Consider the following 21306-nt stretch of genomic DNA (forward strand, 5'->3'; position numbering starts at 1 on the left):
ATCCGGACTACTGGCGCGGTTTCGCGAGGGGGAAGGCCAGCGTCTCGCGGATGCTGCCACCCGTGATCAACATGACGATTCGGTCGACGCCCATCCCGAGACCACCCGTCGGCGGCATCGCGTGTTCGAGAGCCTGGAGGAAGTCCTCGTCCAATTCCATCGCCTCGGGGTCGCCGCCCGCCGCGAGCATCGACTGCTCGGTGAGCCGGTTGCGCTGATCCACCGGGTCCGTCAGCTCGCTGTACGCGGTTCCGAGTTCGACACCCCACGCCACCAGGTCCCACTTCTCGGCGACGCCGGGGATGCTGCGGTGCGGCCGGGTGAGCGGCGACATCGAGGTGGGGAAGTTGGTGTAGAAGGTCGGGAACTCCGTGTAGTCCTCGACCAGGTGCTCGTACATTTCCTGGGCAATGGCGCCGGTATCCCAGCTTGACTGGTACGGGATCTCGTGGGCGTCGCACAACTTCTGTAGGTCTTCGAGACTCGTCTCGGGGGAGACGTCGACACCAAGTTTTTCGGCGACGGCGCCGTGCATCGTCTTCACCGGCCACTCACCGGAGATGTCGACCTCGACCAATTCGCCGTCCGGGCCGGGTCGCATGATGATCTCGCGACCGAACGCTGCGACGGCCGCTGCCTGGATCAGTTCGCGGCACATCCGCATCATGCCCTCGTAGTCGCTGTGTGCCTCGTAAGCCTCGAGGATCGTGAACTCGGGATTGTGTTTGAAGTCGACGCCCTCGTTACGGAACACTCGGCCGATCTCGAACACCTTCTCCATACCCGCAACGCACAGCCGCTTCAGGTACAGCTCGGGTGCGATGCGGAGATAGAGGTCGAGGTTGTACGCGTTGATGTGTGTCAGGAACGGAGCGGCGTTCGCGCCGCCGTGCACCTGCTGCAGGATCGGGGTCTCGACTTCGAGGTATCCGCGACCACCGAGTGAATCGCGCAGCGACTTCACGACAGCGCTTCGGGCCTCGAGCAGTTCGCGGGCCTTCGGATTGAGAGCGATGTCGAGGTACCGCTGGCGGACACGGGTCTCGGGATCCGAGAGGCCTTTCCACTTGTCCGGCAGCGGGTGCAGGCACTTGCCGTTCATGCGCCATTCGACGGCGATGAGCGACAGCTCGCCCTTGCGGCTGCGTCCGATGGTTCCGCTGACTTCGATCAGGTCACCGAGATCGAACTCGGCGGCGAACTCCGCCAACTTCTCGCGGCCGACGTTGTCCTGGTCGACCAGGACCTGAATGTCGCCTGACCAGTCGCGTACGTCCGTGAACACGACTCCGCCGTAGTCGCGAACTCGCAGGAGGCGTCCCGCGATTCGCACACGGGTGCCCTCCGGTGACTTCGCTGCGGCAGCGATCGTGTGCGTCGGCGGATACGCGACGGGGTACGCGGCGATTCCTTCGTCGGCCAGTTGCGCGAGCTTGTTCATGCGCACGCGGACCTGCTCGGGTCGACGCGGACCGTTGGTCGTGAACGACGGCGCCGAGTCCGGCGGGCTGCCGTCGGCATGCAGTCCTTCGGACGTCACCAGAGCTGCCGGCACCGCCACATGCGTGCCGGTGTGTTTGACGACCTGGCTCGACTTGCGCCCGAAACTGGGCAGCACCACAAAGCCTTCGGCGATGGCCGACGCAAATCCGACGCGCGGCAGTTCGCGGTTGTCCTCGAAGCACAGGAAGCGTGGCTCCCAATCAGGCTGGTACTTCACATTCGAGCGGTACAGCGCCTCGAGCTGCCACCAGCGCGAGAAGAAGACGAGCACCGAACGCCAAATGCGGAGGATCGGGCCGGCGCCGATGCGCGAACCTTCCTCGAACACCGAGCGGAACACGGCGAAGTTGAGCGAGACCCGTACGACGCCGATCTCGTCCGAACGTGTGGCCAACTCCGAGACCATCAATTCGATGACGCCGTTGGGCGCAGTCGGCTTGCGGCGCATCAGGTCGAGTGACACCCCGTTCGGTCCCCACGGCACGAGCGAGAGCATGCCGACGACGCTTTCGTCCTCGGTGCCTTCACCCATGACGGCTTCGACGAGGAGGCAGTCGCCGTCGAGGTGATCGCCCAGTCGGCCGAGCGCCATGGAGAAGCCGCGCTCGGTGTCGGTGTCGCGCCAGTCGTCGGCGCGGATGATGACGGCCGCCATGTCCTCCGGCGGGATGTCGCGATGGCGTCGCATCCGGACGGTGACGCCATGGCGCCTCACGCGGGTGACGGCCTGACGGACCGGCCGCATGTCGCGTCCGTTGAGGTTGAACTCGCGGGTACGCAGGATCGCTTCGTCGCCGAGTTGCAGGACGCTCAAGCCGGCCTTCTTGTATGCCGTCGCTCCGGTTTCGCTGGCGCCCATGACGGCAGTCGCCCAGCCGTACTGCGACGCGAGCCCCTGCCACGCTTCGATGGCGTGCGGCCAGGCTTCGGGATCGCCGATGGGATCTCCGCTGGCGAGGCAGACGCCGATCTCGACGCGGTACGTGATCGCGGCCTTGCCGCTCGGCGCGAAGATGACGGCCTTGTCGCGGCGGGTGGCGAAGTAGGCGAGCGAGTCGTCGGCACCGAAGTTCTGGATCAACCCGCGGATCGCGGACTCGTCGTTTCCGGTGAGGGCGTTGTTGGAGCGTTGCGCGCGGAAGAGCGTCATGACGGCGGCGAGTAGCGCGATGGCGCCGAGGAGACCGAGGATCGTGTTGACGAAGACGCGTGGATGACCGTCGAACACCTCGTTGTCGACCGATGCCGCGGCGGTGACGCGGTTCAGAGCCCACAGGAATCGTTGGTTCTGCGGCAGGTCACCTGGGAAGAGTTCGACCAGGCCCCAACCGATCAAGGTCGCGACAGCCATGCCGCCGATCAGTACGCCGAGAGCTTTCCAGCCGGCGCCGCGTCGTACGCGTGTGTAGAACTCGGGCCTCGCGGCGATCAGGATTCCGATCACGATCAGCAAAACCACAACGGCCACGGCGTTGTTCGGGTTCTTGTCGACGATCGCGGAGGCGATGTTGGTGAGGGTGATCAGTGACAGGTAGATCGTCAACAGCCACCAGGCGATGCGCTTGCGGCTCGCGAGGGCCGCGGCGAGCAGGGCGACGACGAGCGCCCACGACAGGCTCGTATCCGGTGCGTCGAAGTAGTAATTGTCGATGTATTCGCGCGGAACCCGAACGATGTGACGCAGAACCGGCGAGATGCTCCACAGGAACACCATTACGGAGAAGACTCCGAGGATCAATCCCGAGATATGAGGGACCTGACTGAACCGCCCTTTGCGGAATCGACGCGCCTGGCGCGGATTTTCGGGTGGCGATTCCACCAACTCTGCAGTGGTGTCCGATACCTCGGTCAATGGTGCCATCGAGCTTCCTCTCCTACCGGTCGATCAGATCCTCACGCCAAGTGTGGTCTGTCGTGTCCAGTTTTGTGGCAGGAGGAAGATGATTGACATGACCGACAACATTCCAGCAGTACCCATCCGCGACGAAATGATTCGGCTCGGTCAGTTTCTCAAGCTCGCGAACCTCATCGAATCGGGCGCGGAGGCCAAGGAAGTGATCGCCGACGGCATGGTTTCGGTCAACGGTGAGGTCGAAGATCGCCGTGGCCGTCAGCTCCGTGACGGTGATGTCGTCGAGATCGGCGGGATGGCCGCCAAAGTGGAAGCCCCCGCCTGATCCCGCGACCCGCTACTAGCTTTCGCGAACTACGACGCCGTCCTGGTCGCTGTAGACAATCTCGCCGGGGTTGAAGGTGACGCCGCCGATTTCGACCGGCACGTTCTTCTCACCTGAGCCGGTCTGAGTGCTCTTGCGCGGGTTGGTGCCCAGTGCCTTGACGCCGATGTCGAGGGTGCGCAGGATCGCCGAGTCGCGGACAGCTCCGTTGACGATGACGCCGGCCCAGCCGTTGTCGACGCCGCGGCCGGCGATGATGTCGCCGACCAGAGCGGTGTGGATGCTTGCGTCACCGTCGACGACGAGGACTCCGCCGTTGCCCGGTTCGCTGAGGGTCTGCTTCACGAGCAGGTTGTCCTGGAAGCACTTGACGGTGGTGATGGGGCCGGCAAAAACCTCACGTCCACCGAACTGGGTGAACTGCGTGTCGCAGCTACGGATGTCGGGTCCGATCTCGTCGGCAAGGTCAGCGGTCGCTACAGGCTCGGTCATGCCCCACAGGATAGTCGGCGGGGTTCGCGCCTAGTTGTCGTCGGGGGAGGGTTCTGAGGCCCGTACGCCTGACGTGGGGACGTCTACGAGTTACGCGTCGGCGTGATCGAAAACCTTTCCGCACCACACGTCATCCGGTAGACATCGACGGTGGACACATCGCGTTGGTACCGATCGTTCGCGGAAGTGGAGGCTCGAGGGAACTCCGCGATCTACGAAGAATGGGGCCTCGGCGTGTCGGAGGATCCAGCAGTCCTCGCTCTGATCGATCGACTTCCAGAACCCCGCAGGCAACCCAACCTGATATTCGGGGCGAGCCGCCACCTCGGTGCCCCGGTCGCGCCGTACGCGTCGTTTCGCCGGTGGCTGAGCGAGAACTGGTCCGAGGTGGAACAACTCGCGCGGACCCGGACTACGCAGACCAATGAAGCAGGCCGCGCTGCCGTGTTGCTTCCCGTCCTCGGGTTGTTGAAGGGCCCACTCTCGCTTATCGAAGTCGGTGCTTCGGCGGGCCTGTGCCTTTATCCGGACCGCTACAGCTATCTCTACGACGGCGAAAAGTACCTGCATCCAGTCGATGGTCCGTCCACCGTTCTGCTGGAGTGTGCGACGACTGGCAGTCCGCCGATTCCGGAGAGAGTCCCAGACGTGGTGTATCGGGCGGGCATCGACCTGAATCCACTCGGTGTAGGCGACACCGACGACATGAGATGGTTGGAGAGTCTTGTGTGGCCGGAACAGGACCACCGCCGTTGGCGATTGCGCGACGCAGCTGCCCTCGCCCGTGTGGATCCGCCTCATCTGGTTCGTGGAGATCTCACGTCTGCTGTGGCTGATCTCGTCGAGCGTGCGCCACTCGGCACAACGATCGTCGTCTTTCACAGCGCCGTCCTCAACTATCTAACCCCCACTGCCAGGGCGGAATTCGTCCACACAGTTCGCGGTCTGCCATGTCACTGGATAGCCAACGAAGGTCTTGGTGTTCTGCCCGAAATCGACGCCCAATTGACGGAATCACCAGAGGTGCGCCGCGGCAAGTTTGTTGTCTCTCTTGACGGCACACCCCAGGGACTAGCCGGTGGACATGGGCAGTTCCTCGGCTGGACGAACCAAACCTGCACGGCATCAGATTGATTGATTCGCGATCCGATCTCCGGGCAGGGCTTGACCTTCACATTGATGTGAAGGTTGACAATCGTTTCATGGCAGACGACATCGATTCAGAGCACCACACATCAGGAGTGAAACAGGGCCTTACGGAACAGGATCCCGCGCAACAGGATCGTAGGGCCACACTCCCGTTCGTTCCCCTGCTGGCGTTGTTCGCGTCCGTCTTCATCACCAGCCTGACGGAAACCCTCCCAGCGGGAGTGTTGCCGGCAATGAGTGAAGGTCTCGATGTCAGTGAATCAGCCGCCGGGCAGACGATCATGATCTACGCGCTGGGGACGGCCCTGACGACAATTCCCCTGGTCGCAGCGACGGCGTCTTGGTCGCGAAAGGCGTTACTGCTGAACTCGATTCTCGGGTTTGCGTTCGCCAACACGGTCACTGCATTTTCTTCCGACTATCTTCTGACGATGACCGCCCGGTTCATTGCGGGAGTTGCTGCAGGTATCGCCTGGGCATTGCTCGCCGGATACGCCAGAAGTCTTGCCCCGAAACATCTCGAGGGTCGCGCCATCGCGTTCGCGATGGCGGGAATTCCGCTCGCTCTCGCGCTCGGCGTTCCGTTCGGGACATACTTGGGCAACGCTACCGGGTGGCGGGCACCGTTCTATCTCATGTCGATACTGGCTGTTGTGCTACTCGTTGCAATCGCGGTGTCGGTTCCCGATCGTCCAGGTCGGCCCCGCGACCGTAAACAGCGAAGCATGTTCGAGGCGGCGCGCATTCCCGGTGTCGACGCAGTTCTGATCGTGACGTTCACCGTGGTGTTGGGCCACACCATCCTGTATGCGTACATCGCTCCGTTCCTCGAGTCGATCGGAATGGGAGATGACAATGACCTCGTTCTTTTGACCTTCGGAGTGGCATGTCTGATCAGCATTGTTGTTGTGGGCAAACAAATCTACACGCGACTACGGACCTTTGCCTTTGTCGGCGCCGTCCTGATTTCGGTCGCCGCAACTGTACTGGCAGTCATCACGAAGGATGCGCTGCTCGTCTACATAGCAGCTGCCGTATGGGGATTGGGGTGGGGTGGAATTCCGACTCTGTTGCAAACCTCGGCAGCGGTTGCTGCGGGCTCACACGCAGACGAGGCTCAAGCGGTTCTCACGACGTTGTGGAACGGTGCCATGGCAGCAGGTGCAGTGATGGGTGGAGTTCTGTTGTCTCTCAACGGTGCTCGATCTCTCCCGTGGTGGACGGTCACACTCGCCCTGCTCTCAGTGGTGATCATGTGGACCGCACGCGGCGACGGGTTCCGATCACCTGCCCAAATCCATCAGGAAGGTCAGGCACACGCATGAACGCAACGCCGTCGATCCAAACGCCGCCGATCCATCGGTCACCGGTCATCGGTATCGCGCTGGAACCAGCCGGCTGGCATCCAGCGGCATGGCGATTGCAGGGGCATGCCCCGTCCGATCTCTTCACTGCTCATTACTGGTCGGAGTTGTTGCGCGACATTGATGCATCTGTTGTCGATTTTGTCACTTTCGAAGAATCGATTGGGTTACAGTCGTCGGACTTCAGGAGAATCGATGACAAGGAAGACCAGGTCCGTGGTCGGTTGTCGCCGGTAGCGCTGACGGCACTGGCTGTTTTCGGGACGCAGAGACTCGGCGTGATCGCCGCGAGAAACCTGACTCACAGTGAGCCGTACAGTATCGCCACCGAAATCGCATCGCTCAATCTCTTGAGCGGGGGCCGAGTCGGCCTCCGCGCCCAGATTACTTCGCGAAGCATCGACAGACGTCATTTCGTTCGCCCGCAACCCGTGCCGGAGCTGAGAGAGTCCGACATCTACTTCCCCGAACGGATTGGAACCCGACTGGAACCGGTCTTCTCGAGCGCAACCGCGTCGATCGAAATACTCCGAGGATTGTGGTCGACATGGTCGGAAGGTGCACTCCAAGAAGGCGCCGATGGCCGATTTGTCGATATCGACAAGATCTCTGACAAGTCGATTGTGACAACGACTTTCGAGGTCGCCGGGCCACTCGCCGTCCCTGTCGCCGAAGGTTTGAAACCTGTCGTTCTCGCGCTCGCGCATCACGCCCAAGTTCCTTATCGGTTGGCGGCTGCGTCGGCTGATGCCATCCTGGTGACACCCACTCCGAGTGTAAATGGCGTCACCATCGGCGATGTTCTCGACGCTGTCAATGCTGAATGTGTTGCAGTGCAGAGAAATTTGATCGATGAGCCGCTGGTGATCCTGGTGGATCTCGTGGTTTTCCTCGGCACGACCCACTTCGAGGCCGTGCAGCAGAAGCGTGCCCTCGACAAGTTGTCAGGAGCACCGTATTCGTCCGACACCGACATTTTTGTCGGTTCTGTAGGTGAATTGATCCACCGGATCGACGAACTCGTATCCGCTGGCGCACACGGTGTGCGACTGCGGCCGGCGGTGAACGGCTGGGACATCCCACTTGTCCTCGAACAGCTTGCCACTGTCTTCGGGACCAGCACCCGGGTGCGCACGTTGCGAGAGCGACTCCAGACAGCGTCGCTCGAAACATCGGCGACCACATGAAGATCGGCGAGCTGTCAGAAGCGACACGGGTGTCCCGCCGACTCTTGCGGTATTACGAGGAGCAAAGCTTGATTGCTCCGAGACGATCCGAAAACAGTTACCGCGACTACGACGAACGAATGGTTGACCGGGTTTTTCAGATACGTGGGTTGTTGGACATGGGTTTCCCGACGCGAGTGATCCGGCAGATCCTTCCTTGCCTGGACCAGGAACGCGTCATTCACATGAGCGATGTGACACCGGAGATGCTGTCGATGCTCGAGGCGGAGGAGTCGGGACTTGACGAGAAGATCAGCTTTCTCGTGAAAAACCGCGACGCCATCCGTGAATACATCGCAGAAGTGAGGCAGCGACAGGCTGTCCCACTCGATGGATGGACGTCGATGGATGAACACTGAGCGAGCTGCCAGTTGGTCCAGACCATGCCTATGTCCATCGTTCCGTGTATGGCAGAGCAAACCAACGGTTCAGTGGTCGTCGGGGAGTATGCCGTTCAGCACTATGTCGGCGAGTGAGTCGGCGAACGGTCCCGGGTCTGGGACGTCCCGAACCGACATCGCGAAGATGGCCGCACCCGCCATGATGTCGAGGAGAGCGTCGGCGTCGACGCCGTTTCGGATGTCGCCTCGCTCCCTCGCCGCTTCCAGTCGACGGTTCAGCTCGACGCGGACACCGGCCAGTTGCCGCACCACCAGAACCTCACGCAATTCCGCGTTTGTTCGCACCTCGCTCATCAGCCCGGGTGCAGCGGCCCGCGTGGCAGGAGCTGCGAACAGAGCAACCGCGCCGTGCACCAGCGCGCGGATCTGATCCGCGATCGTGCCTTCGGTGCCGAGTTCGGTGTCGATGTCCGCGCCCTGTTCGACGTCGAGTACCGGATAGATCGCGTCGTTGACGATGTGCGCCTTCGACGGCCACCGACGATAGATCGCCGGGCGCCCCACTCCCGCACGGGTGGCTATGGCGTCGATGGATGTGCCTGCATACCCCTTTTCCTCCAACAGTTGCCTGGTCGCGTCCAGTACTGCCTCGTCGATTGCAGGGTTTCGCTGCGGGCCCAGGCGGTGCTGAGTTTCGGAATCTTTGGACATTTTCGGCAAATCCCTTGCGGTATCGCTGTTATGGCCGTTACATTCTGTCACGGCTTTAGTCGATACATATTGTATCGACTATCGGCACGTGCGCATCGGCGCCACCGAACCACGAGGAGTGGTGATGAACCTTCGAACCGAAACAGAAACTTCAGGCGAGAATCCCGACTACGCCGAATTTGCCAGACCCGGCGAATCCCGCAACGACCCGACCGAGATGCGGCGCAACCTCGAAAGCTGGCTCGCAACCGTGCTGTGGCGAGGCTCGAAACCTTCCGTGACCTCGGTCGAGGTGCCGGCCGCGAACGGCATGTCCAACGAAACTGTGCTCTTCGATGCGACGTGGATCGAGGGCGGGATTCGGGGCGAGCACCGCCTTGTCGCCCGTATCGCCCCGCGAGACAGTGCGGTACCGATCTTCCCGTCGTACAATCTGGACCAGCAGTTTCAGGTCATGAGCGCCGTCGCCGCTCACACATCGGTGCCGATCCCGCGGGTGTACTGGTCCGAGAGCAACCCGGACGCGCTCGGCGGCGAGTTCTTCGTGATGGAGCGCCGCGACGGCGAAATCCCGCCCGACGTCATGCCGTACACGTTCGGATCCTGGCTCTCGGAAGCTTCAGCCGACGACTGTTCTCGACTCCAGCAGTCATCGGTCCGCGTGCTCGCGGAGTTGCACGCTATGGCTGATCCGCACCTGGCTCTCCCCGAATTGTGCCGCGACGGTGCCGAACCGACTGGCACAGAGGCACTTCGCGCGCACCTCGAAGAGCAGCGACGCTATTACGAGTGGGCAACCGCCGACGGACCAGAATCCCCGTTGATCGAGCGCGGTTTCGACTGGATCGAGACGAACTTTCCCGCCGATGCCGGTGCAGCCGTGCTCAGTTGGGGTGACTCGCGGATCGGAAACATCATCTACCGTGACTTCGAACCGGTGGCGGTCCTCGACTGGGAGATGGCTACCCTGGGGCCGCGTGAGCTCGACCTCGGCTGGATGATCTTCCAGCACAGGTTCTTCGAGGATCTTGCGGCCATGGCCGGCCTCCCCGGAATGCCGGACTTCCTGCGTCGCGAGGACGTGGCCGATGCCTACCGGTCTCTGACCGGCCACCAAGTTGTGGATCTCGATTTCTACATCGTGTACGCCGCGCTGCGGCATGCGGTGATCATGTTCCGAGTCCAAAGCCGCGCAGTGGCTTTCGGTCAGGCCGAACTCCCCGAGAACCCGGACGAGATGATCCTGCACCGAAAGACACTCGAAGCCATGCTCGACGGCACCTATTGGGAGTCGCTCACAACAGCGCCGCTCACAACAGTGCCGGTCGCAACAGGAGAAGCACGATGACACTGTCCCCGCTCGACGACTACCCGGTACATCAGATCGCCGAGACCATCCGCCACGTGGGCACCTCGGATCGAAACTTCTACGATCGCTACTACTTCAACTGCCATGCCGGCGTCGACGGCGCCGCCGAGCCGCTGTTTCTCATCATCGGTCTCGGTCAGTACCCCAATCTCGGTGTGTGCGACGGCTTTGCGGTTCTTCGGCGCGGTGAGGACCATATCGTCTTCCGAGCATCCCGCGCCTTGGGTGACGACCGAATGGACCTGTCCGTAGGCCCGCTGCGAATCGAAATCATCGAGGGTCTGCACCGCCTACGTGTGATGTTGGACCCGAGCCCCGAGGCGCCGGACTTGAGCTTCGACCTCACCTTCGAGTCCGACGGTCCGGCCAATCTCGAGGCCAGACATTTCCATCGTCAGCTGGAACGAGTCACCTTCGACACCCAACGATTCGTGCAGACAGGCACGTGGTCCGGATCCCTCACCGTCGACGGCGACGTCATCCCCGTCAATCCGGAGACGTGGCGGGGCAACCGCGACCGATCTTGGGGTGTTCGGCCGGTCGGTGAAGCGGAACCTCCAGGGCGCAAAGCAGATCCGACGATAGCCGGCAGTCAGAACTTCTTCTGGATCTACTCGATCATGCAATTCGGCGACTTCACCGTCGTCACAGTCGTTCAAGAAGATCAGCAGGGTCGCCGAATCCTCGAGGATGCGACCCGCGTCTGGGCGGACCGCTCGCGGGAGCCGGAGTGGTTGGGTCGACCGGATCACCAGCTCACCTTCATTTCCGGTACACGCGAGGTGAAGAGCGGCACTCTGTACTTCCGGCGCCCCGGTGCACCGGGCGAGCCTGATCACATTCTGGAGATCACCTGCGAACCGATTTTGCCCAACTACATCGGTGTCGGCACGGGCTACGGACTCGAGCAGGATTGGCGCCACGGGATGTGGCAGGGCGAACTGGTGGTTCAAGGCCTGCGAGAGAAGGTTTCGGACATCGAACCGTGGAAGAAGATGCTGTGCCCGGTCGACAACTTGGCCCGGTTCACCCTCGTTGAGGACGGCGTAACCCGCACCGGGGCCGGTCTGTTCGAGGTAGCAGTCATCGGACCTCACCAGCGATACGGATTTACCGGCATCGGTGACGTTGCGCCCTGACTTCAGATCACCGAACTACAGATCACCGAACTACAGATCACCGAACTACAGAGAGAGGTACTGCCACATGTCCACACGCACACGAATGTTGTTCGCTCGCACTGCGAAGGCCGCCGCACTTGTTGTCACCGGAGGTCTGTTGTTTGCCGCTCCCGCTACGGCAATCCCGCTCGACGTGGGTTCTCTGAACACGGGATCAGTCGATCTCGGCTCACTCGATCCGGTGCTCGCGCCGACGCCGAACTTGGCCTCCGTAGCCAACTTTCGTGATATTGCAGGCAACGAGGGTAGGGGGTATGCCACCGCAGACGGCTCGCACCTCAAGCGCGGCGTCATCTACCGGTCCAATGCGCTGACCGCGACCAGCGACGCCGACAAGACGACACTCACCAGCCTCGGACTAGCCGATGCCTATGACCTGCGCGGTGCAGCCGAGATCTCCAACCCGTTCATCGGTGGCGCAGACAAGCTCCCGGACGGCGTGACGTACACGAACATCCCCATCGAGTTCAAGGATCTCACGCAGCTCGCCACAACGATCAAGTCGCCGGAAGAGGCCAAGCAGTTCTTGGTCGATACCAACCGCAGTTTTGTCACCGATCCCGTGCGCCGCGCCGGCTTCAAGCAGGTTCTCTCGGACATCGCTGCGAGTGACGGCGTGCAGTTGTTCCATTGCACCTCGGGCAAGGACCGCACCGGATGGACCGCGATGCTGCTGCAGTCCATCGCCGGTGTCCCCGCGCAGACGATCATGGACGACTATCTGTTGAGCAACACGTACCTTCAGGCGACCAACCAGAAAATTCTCGCGCAGATCTCTCAGGCATTGAGCCCGCAGGTGGCGACCAATCTAGAGCCCGCTCTCGGTGTCGACGCGTCGTACCTGGAGGCAGGTCTCGCGCAGATCGTCAGCGACTACGGAACCGTCGACGGTTATCTTACCGAAGGTCTCGGACTCACTCCGGACACGATCGCGCTTCTGAAGGCAAAGCTGGTCGGCTAGTTTCACGCTGTTAAAACCGTTGAACAAACGAGTACCAGTCGCCGTCGAACTCCTGGTAGCCGATGTCGCCGTCATGGCGGGGCTTGCCGAGATATGGTGCGCCGTCCGGTAAATACGCCAATCCGATCGAATCGATGAGGCCACCCTCGATGTGGAAGCGGCACCCGTTGCCGTCGGGCCAGATCTGTAGGACCCGGTAGACGCCAATTGTTCGGTCGTCCATCGACTTCTGGCAATCCGCGGCCACTGCTTCGAGCGAATCTTTCGACAATGCAAACGCAACACGCGAAGGGACGGACAATGTCACGAGCGCGCCGGTGACGAGGACTATCACCGGCGCGATCGTGCTCAAACGCAGTGTTTTGTACTTCATCCAACCAATCAGGCTGAGTATCAACCACACTCCACCCAAGCCGAGCAAGACTGACGCGGCGAGCGCAAAGAATGGAAAGTACACAACTGGCGGCATGAAGGACCACACGATGACGCCGCACGTGAGGGCGACAAGCACTGCGGTGACAATCGCTGTCACCTTCCACCAAGATGCCGGGCCCCCACCGTCCGTCATCGGATCACCCTTAGTCATCGGATAACCTTTGCACAATGCAGTAACTGCGGAGCGGCAACGAATGGAATTGTTCCCGCTGATTACGTCGGGGCCGTCATGCGTAGATTCGCGAATTGGTCACTTTCGGCGCCAGCAAGTGCTCTGATGGCGGAGGGTATGGTCGGATTGTGAACCAGGATCTGATCATTCGCCGTTACCAGCCCTCGGATGAGGATGTGGTCGTCGACCTGTGGTCCCGTGCCGCCCGCGAAGCTCATCCGTTCCTTGCGGGTGAGGGAACGGGCGAACGGGAGCAGAAGATGCGAGAGGTCTATCTGATTCAGGCCGATAATTGGGTGGCTGAGCACAGCTCCGAAGTCGTTGGCCTGTTGGGAATGATCGGCTCCGAAATCGGGGGACTGTTCGTCGCGCCGGCATCACAAGGGTTGGGGATCGGGCGGGCGTTGGTCGAACATGCCACCACCATGCACGGCGAGGTGACACTCGAGGTTTACACCCTCAACGATCGGGCCCGCAGGTTCTATGCGCTGATGGACTTCGAAGAAGTGGGGCGTCGACACGACGCCGAGACAGACTACGAATTGATCACCCTGCGTCGTGCGGGTCGAGACTCCTCCCTCATTCAGGCATGAGAAAGGCGATTCAGCTCAGCACAGGTCTGACATTGTGCACCGATCTGGCGGCTACCGATTGGCTGGTCGATCAGGATTTGCCTTGGTATCAGTTGGCAGGGCGCGGCCCGATCGGATTTCCGAAGTATGCGCGCTTACGGTTCATCCCAGATCCGAGCTTTCCCGGCCAGAAATCCAATGACGTCGATTTCGATCAAACCGGGCCGGAAGAGAAAGTGCTGATCGGCTTTGCCTTGGATGTGTTATCCAGTTACACAACCACACCCGACGAGTGCTATTTCTGCATGTGGACAGGGTTGGGGTCGGCAGTCGGTGATGATGTTCCGCGGTTCGAGATCCCCAATCGTGACTACTGGCTCTTTCGTGGAACGCTTGCCGACTACGCCGATTGGAGCGTGGAAGACCCAGCTCGTTGGCCGTGGGGTTCTTCCCCTGATCCGGCCTTCATCTGGCCGGCTGATCATGCGTGGTGCATAACCAATGATGTCGATCCACATTTCGCGATTATCGCCGCCCCCGAGGAAGCGATCATTCGAATTGTGGCCGATTCGCGGATCGACGCCGTGCTCGACGACCCGGATATCGTTCCGCCGTATTGGCACTGACGCCCGATCACTTTCAAGTCTCGAGTTCGACTACCAGCGTGTTCCAGCGGACGCCGAAATCTGTGGGGACCTGACCCGTCTCGCAGTACACCGTCGGCCCGTCGAAGACGACGTTGAAGAGACCGGAATGAATTGTCGTCAAGAGTGTTTCGTGTTGAACGAGGTAGCCGGGCCGCTCTTTCGCCCGCACGCGCCCGGTTGGCTGAGTGCGGTATCGAGTCCAGAGGTAGCGATCCCACACCAGGCAACCTCTCAACCGCGTCTCGCCGACGGTTCCGACATCGTCGCCGATCAGTGTCGTAAATCCGTGCCCGAGTTGGGCTATGTGCTCAGTGCGGCCGTCGATTGTCACGGTCTCGATGCGTGCGTCGATTTCGCAGCACACCTCGGCGGGAAGGTCCAACATTTCGGGACTAGCCCAGTAGGTCGTCGGTTCGCAAGTATCGCCAGGCATGGGGGTGTCGCGTCACGGTTCGAGATCCTCGAGCATCCAGAGTTGCGCCACCGTGCAAGTATCCCAGCGCGATTACGCTTTGGCTTGCTGGTCCGCCTGGAGGTGCTTGACCGGACAACCGGCGGGGAAGGTGCCGAGGTCTTGGACCTTGTATCCGTTCGGGTAGCTGCGGATGTTGGGGAGTTCGCGAGCGAATTTCCGCTTCGTTCGCACCGGGAAGAACCGCAGCAGACGTGCGCGGACCTTCAGGGCTCCGCGTGAGACGACGCGCATCGTGGTGCTCGGGTGCTTGTAGTGGAAGGCGTCGAGAAGGTGATCGTCCATGAGGGCGAATGCGAATCCCTTGACCAGAGCCTTCGGTGCCAGGTTGTTGGGCGGGAAGGTACACATCAGTTCGAGGGTGGAATCGGCGACGGCCCGTGCGCCGGGGTCGAATGAAAAGTGTTCGCGCTCATAGTCGTCGAGAAGTTTGACGAACCCCTGGTAAGTGTCAGGCGTGTCCTTGATGTTCATGTACCGACCCAGGTGGCGATAGTAGTTCGTCGACCCGAGGATCTCGTTGTCGGTCATCTTTCGCCAGCCGTATGCGTCGAGCCATCTGACCGGCGTGACGACGAAGGTGGCCAGGACGTAGAGCATGTCGTCGTTGGAGATGTCGTACGAGCCGTGCATCTGATTCATACGACGGACGCTCTTTCGGCCTTCGGTGCTGCTGAGTCCGTGCTCGAGGATGGCGTCGAGGATCAGGCTCGTGTCGTCGTAGCGCTTCTGAACCTTGTCGGTGAACTCACCCGTGGAGAAGAGGAGCTTGCCGATGGAGGGGACTGCATACGTACGAAACAGCGCGAAGCTGAGCGCTTGATTGATGTCCCAGGGAAACTCCTGCGCCGCGAGAATGCGCGACATCTCTTCGTAATCGGATTCGGGATCGAGTCGATCCGTACGACTGCGGAGGTCGTAGCGCTTCATCTGAACACTCCCTGGGACTGGTCTGCGCGCGGCAGAGGTAGGTGTGAGCTGCACCACCGACTGTAGTTCTGACAACACGCGTTGTCTAGTGGGCCTGAATAGTCGACTCTCCTTCGTTTCGGGCGTTGTACCAGGGGTATCCGGAAAGTGTTGTCGACCCGAGGAGCAGCTATGAGCGTCACACGCACGGCCGGGGTTTTCGCGGCCATCGGACTACCGATTGCCGCGAGCGTCATGTTCGCCGGAGTCGCCTCGGCTGATCCGCCACATCCTTTCGGCGGCGCCGCCGTCACCATCGGGTGTCCGAATCAGGGGTCGCTGGCTTCGTTGACCGGTCTCACCGGCCAGTCCGGACCAGAGGCCAATCCGCCCATTGCCAAGGGCGACATTCGCTTCGATTCGTTCCCGGCAGCTGCGCCTGTCCCGGCGGCCGGACAGGTCACTGTTGCGTGGGTCAACACCGACACCGGCAAGTCCGGAATCGTCGACCTGGTGGGGACGTACCCGTACCTCTCCGCGACGGTGAACACCGGCGTCGGCAATGTCGTTGCGACGGCGTTCGGTTCGATCAACTGGGGCAGTAGTCCCATCTGCCAGTCGAATCCGACGATCGGCAGGTTCATAGCCTGATCGTCACACCTTGAACAGGCACGAGGTTGGCGGTATCGCGTGATTATCTGTCATCTCGGAGATACCGCCGTGCCCGTCCCATCCCATATTCTGAAACATGTTAGGTGAAGGCATATTTCAGGGATGGAAAAGGGTGGCGACGTGAACGGGTCTAGCGCGCGTCAGTTGATGAGTCAGATGCTCGTCGAGAAACGAAACAATCTTGCGCCCGAAAAGGTCGGCATGCGATGCGAGGGTGCTCGCCGCATGCACGGCCTCAGTCGGCGTGATGTCGCGCAGATCGCCGACATCAGTTTCAACCACTACCAACGGTTGGAACAAGGTACGTCCGTTGGTGTTTCGGCTCCGGTCATTTTGCGTATCTGCGACGCCTTGTTGATGAAAGACGAGGAGAAGGCGCGCATGCTGGCATTGCACCAGGCATGGGCGCGCCCTCGTCGTCCTCAGGCTGAATCCCGAGTGGCCGGATCTCAGGCTGCCGGTGAGATCTCCGGTAGGCAGCGGGTCAGTTCGTCAGGCGTGTAGAAGAAACTTCCTGCGCTCACCGGAGCGCACGGGGACGCGAAGGCTGTCTCCCGCTCGTTGTAGAGCATTCGGACGAGGCGCTTACCGTCCGGTCCGGCGAACACATCCCACTGAACATTGGCGGCCATCGGGCTGACCTGCGCTCCGCGCCAAGGATTGTTCGCATAGGTGTACAGATCACCCTCGGCCTGTGAGACGGTGCTTCCCGGCAGTTTCAAGAGCGCGGCGAAGGGGATGATCGTTTCTGCGTGTGCAAACCGGAAGTCCGCTCCAGGTACGACGGCGTCTCCCGCATGATCTCGCAAGCCGCGCAGAAATTCGTCGCGGAGCACGGTAGCCATCCGGTAGGTGACGTCTTCACCGTTGAAGCCAGGGCCCTTGGCGTAGAAGTCTTCGGCGTCGTTCGTGTACGCGAGCCACTGCGCGTCGGCGGGTTCGATGAACCGCTCGAAGTTCCACTTGCCTTCCTCGGCCATCCCGGGAGTGATGATGTACGTGTTGTACAGCATGTACGCGGCGTCGACCTCGTCGTCGATCGTGCTGGAACCCTTGCCGCGGTCGACGAGTGAGAACTCACCCGCGCTCAGGCGGTTGACGAAGTCCTCCGAGTAGAGCCTGAGCATCATGTGCCGCGAGACCTCGCGGGTGGGCGGCAGATCGGCGATCTGGTCGTCGACGGCCGTCAGCCGAGGATCGGACTCTTCGTAGTCCTTGTAGTCGGCATTTGCGTCGGAGTCGTGGAAGTAGAGGAGATCGGCATTCGTCGTCACCGGGGCCACATCGCCGGCGACGGCCGGAAACGCACCGGTCAGGCCCTGCGCGAAGTTCTCGGCGCTGTCCACGGCACGGTCTACACCCGACGAGGTCAACGTGATGGTGCCCTGTTGCGCTGCGATGGCGTCGAACAGTTGGGGGAGGCGTTCGGTGACTCGCGCTCCGAGTTGCCGATGTTCGGTGACCCCGAGTCCGCTGAGGTTGCCGTATCCCAGCTTCTTGTTGGCGGCCATGAGATCACGAAGCGCCGGGCCGAATTCCTTGCCGACGGGAGTCAATGCGTTCTCGGCTTCGGCGATTTCCCACAGCTGCAGGCTCAGGTCGTCGTACTTCAGGCTCGACAGTGCCCGGGAGCCGTGGCGCGCAACGCTTTCGGTGTACACCGGGGAGTATCCAATCGGCGGAGCCTGATAGTCGGCGATGCGTTGGCCGGGGGAGTACGGCGTCTTGGACGTGAAGCCGCCGTCGGTCGACGCCGGGGCCTCGGCCGAGCCGGAACTCGAACCAGCGTCGAGCGAGCTGAAGGGCGACGCCGTGGCGATGGACTGAGCGCCACTGGTGACAAGCACGAGTCCGAGCGCGCCGGCAGCCGCCAGCAAACCGAAGCGTGGGCTTCGCATGGTGTGTGAGTCCTCTCCGTCGGTGCCGAGGTGGCACGACGGAAGGAAAGTTAGAACAGCTAAGCGTCCGAATTGCACCTATTTGTCCATGTGTAGATGGACGCAGGGTTACAAGTTTCGGATCCGAGGAGCCTCAGGAGGGTTTGGCGGCGATCCCGATCGAGACGGACAGCGACAACGCGATGAGTGTCATGGCCAGCCACTGGTAGCTCTTGGGCGTCGGCTGCTTCTTACGTCCGAACTTGCTCACTGATGCCTCCCGTTTCTCCGTGGGTACTCAGCACATATTACTGTTCCATTACCCCGATGGCGCGGCCGACCGGAAACTGTGCGCGATCAGACAGCAGGCGGGCCGAAAGTAGCCCGCCCGCCGTTGTCGATCAAGAGGTCGTGCGCAGTTCCCGTCGCAAGATCTTGCCGGTGACGGTCTTGGGCAGTTCCTCCACAAGCACCACGGATCGGGGGTACTTGTACGCCGCCATCCGCTTCCTGCAGTGATCGATCAGTTCGTCCGGCGTCACCGAGGCGCCCGCGACGAGGCTGACAAACGCCTTCACGGTCTCACCGCGGTATTCGTCGGCGATCCCGACGACTGCCGCCTCACGGACCGCGGGGTGCTCAGCAAGAACGTCCTCAACCTCGCGTGGCCACACCTTGTAGCCGGAAGCGATGATCATGTCCTTCTTCCGGTCGACGACGTAGAACCAGCCGGCTTCGTCCATGAACCCCACGTCGCCGGTGTGGAACCACCCGTCACGGATTGCCGACGCACTCTCCTCCGGCTTGTTCCAGTAACCGCGCACCACCTGTGGACCACGGACGACCAGTTCGCCGATCTCTCCGATCGGCAGTACCGCACCGCCCTCGTCTTCGATGCGGACGACGGTGTTCGGCACCGGAACCCCGACGGACAGTGCCCCGGACGTGGGATCGACCGGCGTATCCGCGCCGACAGGAACGGCATGGGTCGGCGACGTCGTCTCGGTCAACCCGTAGATGTTGTGCAGGGCAGCACCGGTCATGCCGCGGACGGCCTCGGCGGCTGTCGGCGCGATGGGTGCCCCGCCCGAATACAGCAACCGCATGGAGGTGAAGTCTTCCGGCGCGCAGCCCGGAGTGTTGAGCAGTGCGGTGAACGCGGTGATGGCGCCGACTGTGAATGTCGGGCGGTGCTCACGAATCGCGTCGAGCATCACCTCGGGCTGGAAGCGGTAGGCCAGCACCAGCGGCATTCTCGCCAGGACGGACACCGCGATGTGACCGATCAACCCCGTGATGTGGAAGAGCGGTGCGACGCCGAGAACCGTGTCTTTCGGGGTGAGCCCCAGCCAGTCCCGGTACACCTGGGCGTTGAAGGTCATGTTCGCGTGAGAGGTCATCGCCCCCTTCGGCGGACCCGTGGTTCCCGACGTATATGTCAGTACCGCAATGTCTTCCGGTGCAACGTCGGTGGTGATCGGATCGCCGAGACGATGTTCGTCGATCAGCGTCGCGAGATCGTCGGTGCCGAGGTCCTTCTTCACGATTCCGTCGAAAATCCTTGGATCGTTGCGACTTTGGTACTCGAGTTCCGAGGTGGTGATGACTCGCCTGACCGGTGAGTCGGAGACGACACTGCGGCCGACGGACTCGTAGAGTCCCTCGAGTGCAATGAGAACCACAGCTCCGGAGTCTTCGAGTTGGTACCCGAGTTCCCGTTCGCGGCTCATGGGGTTGATCGATACGGCGACACCGCCGGCTTTCCAGATTCCGGCGAGGGCGAGCACGAACTGCGGAACGTTCTGCAGGAAGAGTGCGACGCGGTCACCCTTCGCGAGTCCACCGGCTCGGAGTGTGCGGGCCAGGGCGTCGCTCTGCTGATCCAGCTCGGCGAAGCTGAGTTGGCCGTCGAAGTACTTCACAGCCGTGGCCTCCGGGTCGGAGCGGACCGTGGAAGCCAGCATCTCGAGCATTGTGGGATGTTCTACGTCGATGTCGGGGGGAACGTCGTTGCGGTACAACGCCAACCAAGGGCGATCTTCGTATCTCATTTGATGGCAACCGGATTCACGGGAGAGCCGCTGGCCTTGGCGACCTTGAGTGGTGCGGCGACGTACAGGAACGTGTACTGGCCGTCGGACGCACAGTCTGCAGCCAGCTTCTCGAGATCGCAGATCTCGGTGAACACCACGCCGAGGTTGCGCATCAGAGCGTTGTGGAGCACCAGTGCCACACCGTTTTCGGGGTCGGTGGTGACCTCGTTGGCGATGGTGTCCGTCACCAGGTTCGGGATCTCCATGTCCTGGAACCACTGGACGAGTTCGGGGCTGTAGATCAGGCCGGGCTCGCAGAAGCCCTCGTAGAAGGCTTCGCCCTGGTCGAAGAACAGCTTGAGGAAGTTGGTGCGGATGACGAGGATGTCACGCTTCTCGATGGTGACGCCCTGCGCTTCGGCACAGGCCAAAAGATCATGATGCGTGAATGTTTCGGCCTTGTCGAGGTTTTCCTTACCGCGGAACTTCGCCATGTCGAGCAGTACCGCGCGTCCGACGACGCCGCGGTCGGCAATCGGTTCGACGCTGGCCTTCTCCAGGCCGCCGACAGTCGTATCAGCGGAGTATCCGTTCCACAGGGCGCCGTCGTACCAAACGTGGCCGAGCGCGTCGTACTGCGTCGAGCCCTGCAGGAAAGCGTCGATCTTGTCGTCCGCGTAATGCAGACCGCCAGGGAAGTTGGGGGCGTCGTCGCCGTCCCAGCTGCTCTCGTCGAAGATCTGTGTGCGCTCGGCAGGGCTGCGTCCCGGCCAGACCGGATCTCCCTTGGGATCGCCGATAAGCCGTTGAAGTGTGAACACGGAACCCTGCTTGATGGTTCCGACGCCACGAAGCACCTGCCCGGCGTCGAGGTAGTTCAGTGAACCGACCTCGTCGGACTCTCCCCACTTGCCCCAGTTGCTGGGTGCGTCGCGCAGGAGTTCTCCAAGATATGGCGCCTCGGTCATGGTGATTCGATCCTCTCGCTACCGACACCGAACGATCGCTCGGGCGGACCTGGGTCTTTGTGATCCACATCATGT

The 21306-nt window shown here is 61.6% G+C and carries 21 protein-coding genes; 12 read left to right on the forward strand and 9 right to left on the reverse strand.

The window, feature by feature from the left end:
• Window positions 1–7 precede the first annotated feature (7 nt).
• Window positions 8–3364, reverse strand: a complete 3357-nt coding sequence (gene lysX / locus QM716_RS19425; RefSeq protein WP_283305704.1) for a bifunctional lysylphosphatidylglycerol synthetase/lysine--tRNA ligase LysX — start codon at window positions 3362–3364, stop codon at window positions 8–10.
• Window positions 3365–3452: 88 nt separating this feature from the next.
• Here lysX and QM716_RS19430 point away from each other — a divergent pair, with 88 nt between their 5' ends.
• Window positions 3453–3680: an RNA-binding S4 domain-containing protein gene (locus tag QM716_RS19430; protein ID WP_003943569.1), complete on the forward strand. Its 228-nt coding sequence runs from the start codon at window positions 3453–3455 to the stop codon at window positions 3678–3680.
• A 15-nt stretch (window positions 3681–3695) separates the two neighbouring features.
• Here the strand turns inward: QM716_RS19430 and rraA are convergent, their stop codons facing one another.
• On the reverse strand, window positions 3696–4172 hold the full coding sequence (rraA, locus tag QM716_RS19435; protein ID WP_283305705.1) for a ribonuclease E activity regulator RraA: 477 nt from the start codon (window positions 4170–4172) through the stop codon (window positions 3696–3698).
• 150 nt (window positions 4173–4322) lie between these two features.
• Here rraA and QM716_RS19440 point away from each other — a divergent pair, with 150 nt between their 5' ends.
• The 4 genes from QM716_RS19440 (at window position 4323) to QM716_RS19455 (ending at window position 8270) form a co-directional block, all read left to right on the forward strand.
• Window positions 4323–5306, forward strand: coding sequence for a DUF2332 domain-containing protein (locus QM716_RS19440; protein WP_283305706.1), 984 nt, complete (start codon window positions 4323–4325; stop codon window positions 5304–5306).
• Between the two features lie 68 nt (window positions 5307–5374).
• Complete coding sequence (locus QM716_RS19445) at window positions 5375–6646, forward strand: MFS transporter (RefSeq protein WP_283305708.1); 1272 nt, start codon at window positions 5375–5377, stop codon at window positions 6644–6646.
• Window positions 6643–7872 (forward strand): LLM class oxidoreductase, encoded by a 1230-nt coding sequence (locus QM716_RS19450; RefSeq protein WP_283305709.1) that lies wholly within the window; start codon window positions 6643–6645, stop codon window positions 7870–7872. The genes QM716_RS19445 and QM716_RS19450 overlap by 4 nt, the downstream gene beginning before the upstream one ends.
• On the forward strand, window positions 7869–8270 hold the full coding sequence (locus QM716_RS19455) for a MerR family transcriptional regulator (protein WP_283305710.1): 402 nt from the start codon (window positions 7869–7871) through the stop codon (window positions 8268–8270). The genes QM716_RS19450 and QM716_RS19455 overlap by 4 nt, the downstream gene beginning before the upstream one ends.
• 69 nt (window positions 8271–8339) lie before the next feature.
• Here the strand turns inward: QM716_RS19455 and QM716_RS19460 are convergent, their stop codons facing one another.
• The gene (locus QM716_RS19460; protein ID WP_283305711.1) at window positions 8340–8963 is read right to left on the reverse strand and encodes a TetR/AcrR family transcriptional regulator; all 624 of its coding nucleotides are present in this window, start codon (window positions 8961–8963) and stop codon (window positions 8340–8342) included.
• Window positions 8964–9087: 124 nt separating this feature from the next.
• Between QM716_RS19460 and QM716_RS19465 the strand changes: the two genes are divergently transcribed.
• The 3 genes from QM716_RS19465 (at window position 9088) to QM716_RS19475 (ending at window position 12474) form a co-directional block, all read left to right on the forward strand.
• On the forward strand, window positions 9088–10311 hold the full coding sequence (locus tag QM716_RS19465; protein WP_283305712.1) for a phosphotransferase family protein: 1224 nt from the start codon (window positions 9088–9090) through the stop codon (window positions 10309–10311).
• The gene (locus QM716_RS19470) at window positions 10308–11471 is read left to right on the forward strand and encodes an Rv3169 family protein (RefSeq protein WP_283305713.1); all 1164 of its coding nucleotides are present in this window, start codon (window positions 10308–10310) and stop codon (window positions 11469–11471) included. The genes QM716_RS19465 and QM716_RS19470 overlap by 4 nt, the downstream gene beginning before the upstream one ends.
• A gap of 67 nt (window positions 11472–11538) precedes the next feature.
• Window positions 11539–12474 (forward strand): tyrosine-protein phosphatase, encoded by a 936-nt coding sequence (locus QM716_RS19475; RefSeq protein WP_283305714.1) that lies wholly within the window; start codon window positions 11539–11541, stop codon window positions 12472–12474.
• Window positions 12475–12484: 10 nt separating this feature from the next.
• Here QM716_RS19475 and QM716_RS19480 read toward each other — a convergent pair whose 3' ends face one another.
• A complete protein-coding gene (locus QM716_RS19480; RefSeq protein WP_283305715.1) occupies window positions 12485–13060 on the reverse strand; it encodes a hypothetical protein in 576 nt (191 codons plus the stop codon).
• A 149-nt stretch (window positions 13061–13209) separates the two neighbouring features.
• Between QM716_RS19480 and QM716_RS19485 the strand changes: the two genes are divergently transcribed.
• A complete protein-coding gene (locus QM716_RS19485; protein WP_283305716.1) occupies window positions 13210–13674 on the forward strand; it encodes a GNAT family N-acetyltransferase in 465 nt (154 codons plus the stop codon).
• A 32-nt stretch (window positions 13675–13706) separates the two neighbouring features.
• Window positions 13707–14279: a hypothetical protein gene (locus QM716_RS19490; RefSeq protein WP_283305717.1), complete on the forward strand. Its 573-nt coding sequence runs from the start codon at window positions 13707–13709 to the stop codon at window positions 14277–14279.
• A gap of 13 nt (window positions 14280–14292) precedes the next feature.
• On the opposite strand, the gene QM716_RS19495 is transcribed toward QM716_RS19490, so the two are convergent.
• Complete coding sequence (locus QM716_RS19495; protein WP_283305718.1) at window positions 14293–14685, reverse strand: hypothetical protein; 393 nt, start codon at window positions 14683–14685, stop codon at window positions 14293–14295.
• A 120-nt stretch (window positions 14686–14805) separates the two neighbouring features.
• On the reverse strand, window positions 14806–15702 hold the full coding sequence (locus QM716_RS19500) for an oxygenase MpaB family protein (RefSeq protein WP_283305719.1): 897 nt from the start codon (window positions 15700–15702) through the stop codon (window positions 14806–14808).
• A gap of 171 nt (window positions 15703–15873) precedes the next feature.
• Here QM716_RS19500 and QM716_RS19505 point away from each other — a divergent pair, with 171 nt between their 5' ends.
• Together QM716_RS19505 and QM716_RS19510 are read left to right on the forward strand one after the other, a co-directional pair.
• Window positions 15874–16332: a hypothetical protein gene (locus QM716_RS19505; protein ID WP_283305720.1), complete on the forward strand. Its 459-nt coding sequence runs from the start codon at window positions 15874–15876 to the stop codon at window positions 16330–16332.
• A 141-nt stretch (window positions 16333–16473) separates the two neighbouring features.
• On the forward strand, window positions 16474–16857 hold the full coding sequence (locus QM716_RS19510) for a helix-turn-helix domain-containing protein (protein ID WP_283305721.1): 384 nt from the start codon (window positions 16474–16476) through the stop codon (window positions 16855–16857).
• Here QM716_RS19510 and QM716_RS19515 read toward each other — a convergent pair.
• The 3 genes from QM716_RS19515 to QM716_RS19525 form a co-directional block, all read right to left on the reverse strand.
• Window positions 16803–18251 carry a histidine-type phosphatase gene (locus QM716_RS19515; protein ID WP_283305722.1) on the reverse strand — a complete coding sequence of 483 codons (1449 nt, stop codon included), beginning with the start codon at window positions 18249–18251 and terminating at the stop codon, window positions 16803–16805. The genes QM716_RS19510 and QM716_RS19515 overlap by 55 nt on opposite strands.
• Before the next feature lie 380 nt (window positions 18252–18631).
• On the reverse strand, window positions 18632–20281 hold the full coding sequence (locus tag QM716_RS19520; protein WP_283305723.1) for a class I adenylate-forming enzyme family protein: 1650 nt from the start codon (window positions 20279–20281) through the stop codon (window positions 18632–18634).
• Complete coding sequence (locus tag QM716_RS19525; RefSeq protein ID WP_003943547.1) at window positions 20278–21231, reverse strand: cyclase family protein; 954 nt, start codon at window positions 21229–21231, stop codon at window positions 20278–20280. Before QM716_RS19525 ends, QM716_RS19520 begins: the two co-directional genes overlap by 4 nt.
• Between the last annotated feature and the right edge of the window lie 75 nt (window positions 21232–21306).

It is taken from the genome of Rhodococcus sp. IEGM 1409 (assembly GCF_030056735.1).
Classification (GTDB): domain Bacteria; phylum Actinomycetota; class Actinomycetes; order Mycobacteriales; family Mycobacteriaceae; genus Rhodococcus_F.

Excerpts from the sequence above, each read along its gene's own strand:
- lysX (WP_283305704.1), bottom strand. The coding sequence starts at position 3,364 with ATGGCACCATTGACCGAGGTATCGGACACCACTGCAGAGTTGGTGGAA.
- QM716_RS19430 (WP_003943569.1), top strand. The coding sequence starts at position 3,453 with ATGACCGACAACATTCCAGCAGTACCCATCCGCGACGAAATGATTCGG.
- rraA (WP_283305705.1), bottom strand. The coding sequence starts at position 4,172 with ATGACCGAGCCTGTAGCGACCGCTGACCTTGCCGACGAGATCGGACCC.
- QM716_RS19445 (WP_283305708.1), top strand. The coding sequence starts at position 5,375 with ATGGCAGACGACATCGATTCAGAGCACCACACATCAGGAGTGAAACAG.
- QM716_RS19450 (WP_283305709.1), top strand. The coding sequence starts at position 6,643 with ATGAACGCAACGCCGTCGATCCAAACGCCGCCGATCCATCGGTCACCG.
- QM716_RS19455 (WP_283305710.1), top strand. The coding sequence starts at position 7,869 with ATGAAGATCGGCGAGCTGTCAGAAGCGACACGGGTGTCCCGCCGACTC.
- QM716_RS19460 (WP_283305711.1), bottom strand. The coding sequence starts at position 8,963 with ATGTCCAAAGATTCCGAAACTCAGCACCGCCTGGGCCCGCAGCGAAAC.
- QM716_RS19465 (WP_283305712.1), top strand. The coding sequence starts at position 9,088 with ATGAACCTTCGAACCGAAACAGAAACTTCAGGCGAGAATCCCGACTAC.
- QM716_RS19470 (WP_283305713.1), top strand. The coding sequence starts at position 10,308 with ATGACACTGTCCCCGCTCGACGACTACCCGGTACATCAGATCGCCGAG.
- QM716_RS19475 (WP_283305714.1), top strand. The coding sequence starts at position 11,539 with ATGTCCACACGCACACGAATGTTGTTCGCTCGCACTGCGAAGGCCGCC.
- QM716_RS19480 (WP_283305715.1), bottom strand. The coding sequence starts at position 13,060 with ATGACTAAGGGTGATCCGATGACGGACGGTGGGGGCCCGGCATCTTGG.
- QM716_RS19495 (WP_283305718.1), bottom strand. The coding sequence starts at position 14,685 with ATGTTGGACCTTCCCGCCGAGGTGTGCTGCGAAATCGACGCACGCATC.
- QM716_RS19500 (WP_283305719.1), bottom strand. The coding sequence starts at position 15,702 with ATGAAGCGCTACGACCTCCGCAGTCGTACGGATCGACTCGATCCCGAA.
- QM716_RS19505 (WP_283305720.1), top strand. The coding sequence starts at position 15,874 with ATGAGCGTCACACGCACGGCCGGGGTTTTCGCGGCCATCGGACTACCG.
- QM716_RS19515 (WP_283305722.1), bottom strand. The coding sequence starts at position 18,251 with ATGCGAAGCCCACGCTTCGGTTTGCTGGCGGCTGCCGGCGCGCTCGGA.
- QM716_RS19520 (WP_283305723.1), bottom strand. The coding sequence starts at position 20,281 with ATGAGATACGAAGATCGCCCTTGGTTGGCGTTGTACCGCAACGACGTT.
- QM716_RS19525 (WP_003943547.1), bottom strand. The coding sequence starts at position 21,231 with ATGACCGAGGCGCCATATCTTGGAGAACTCCTGCGCGACGCACCCAGC.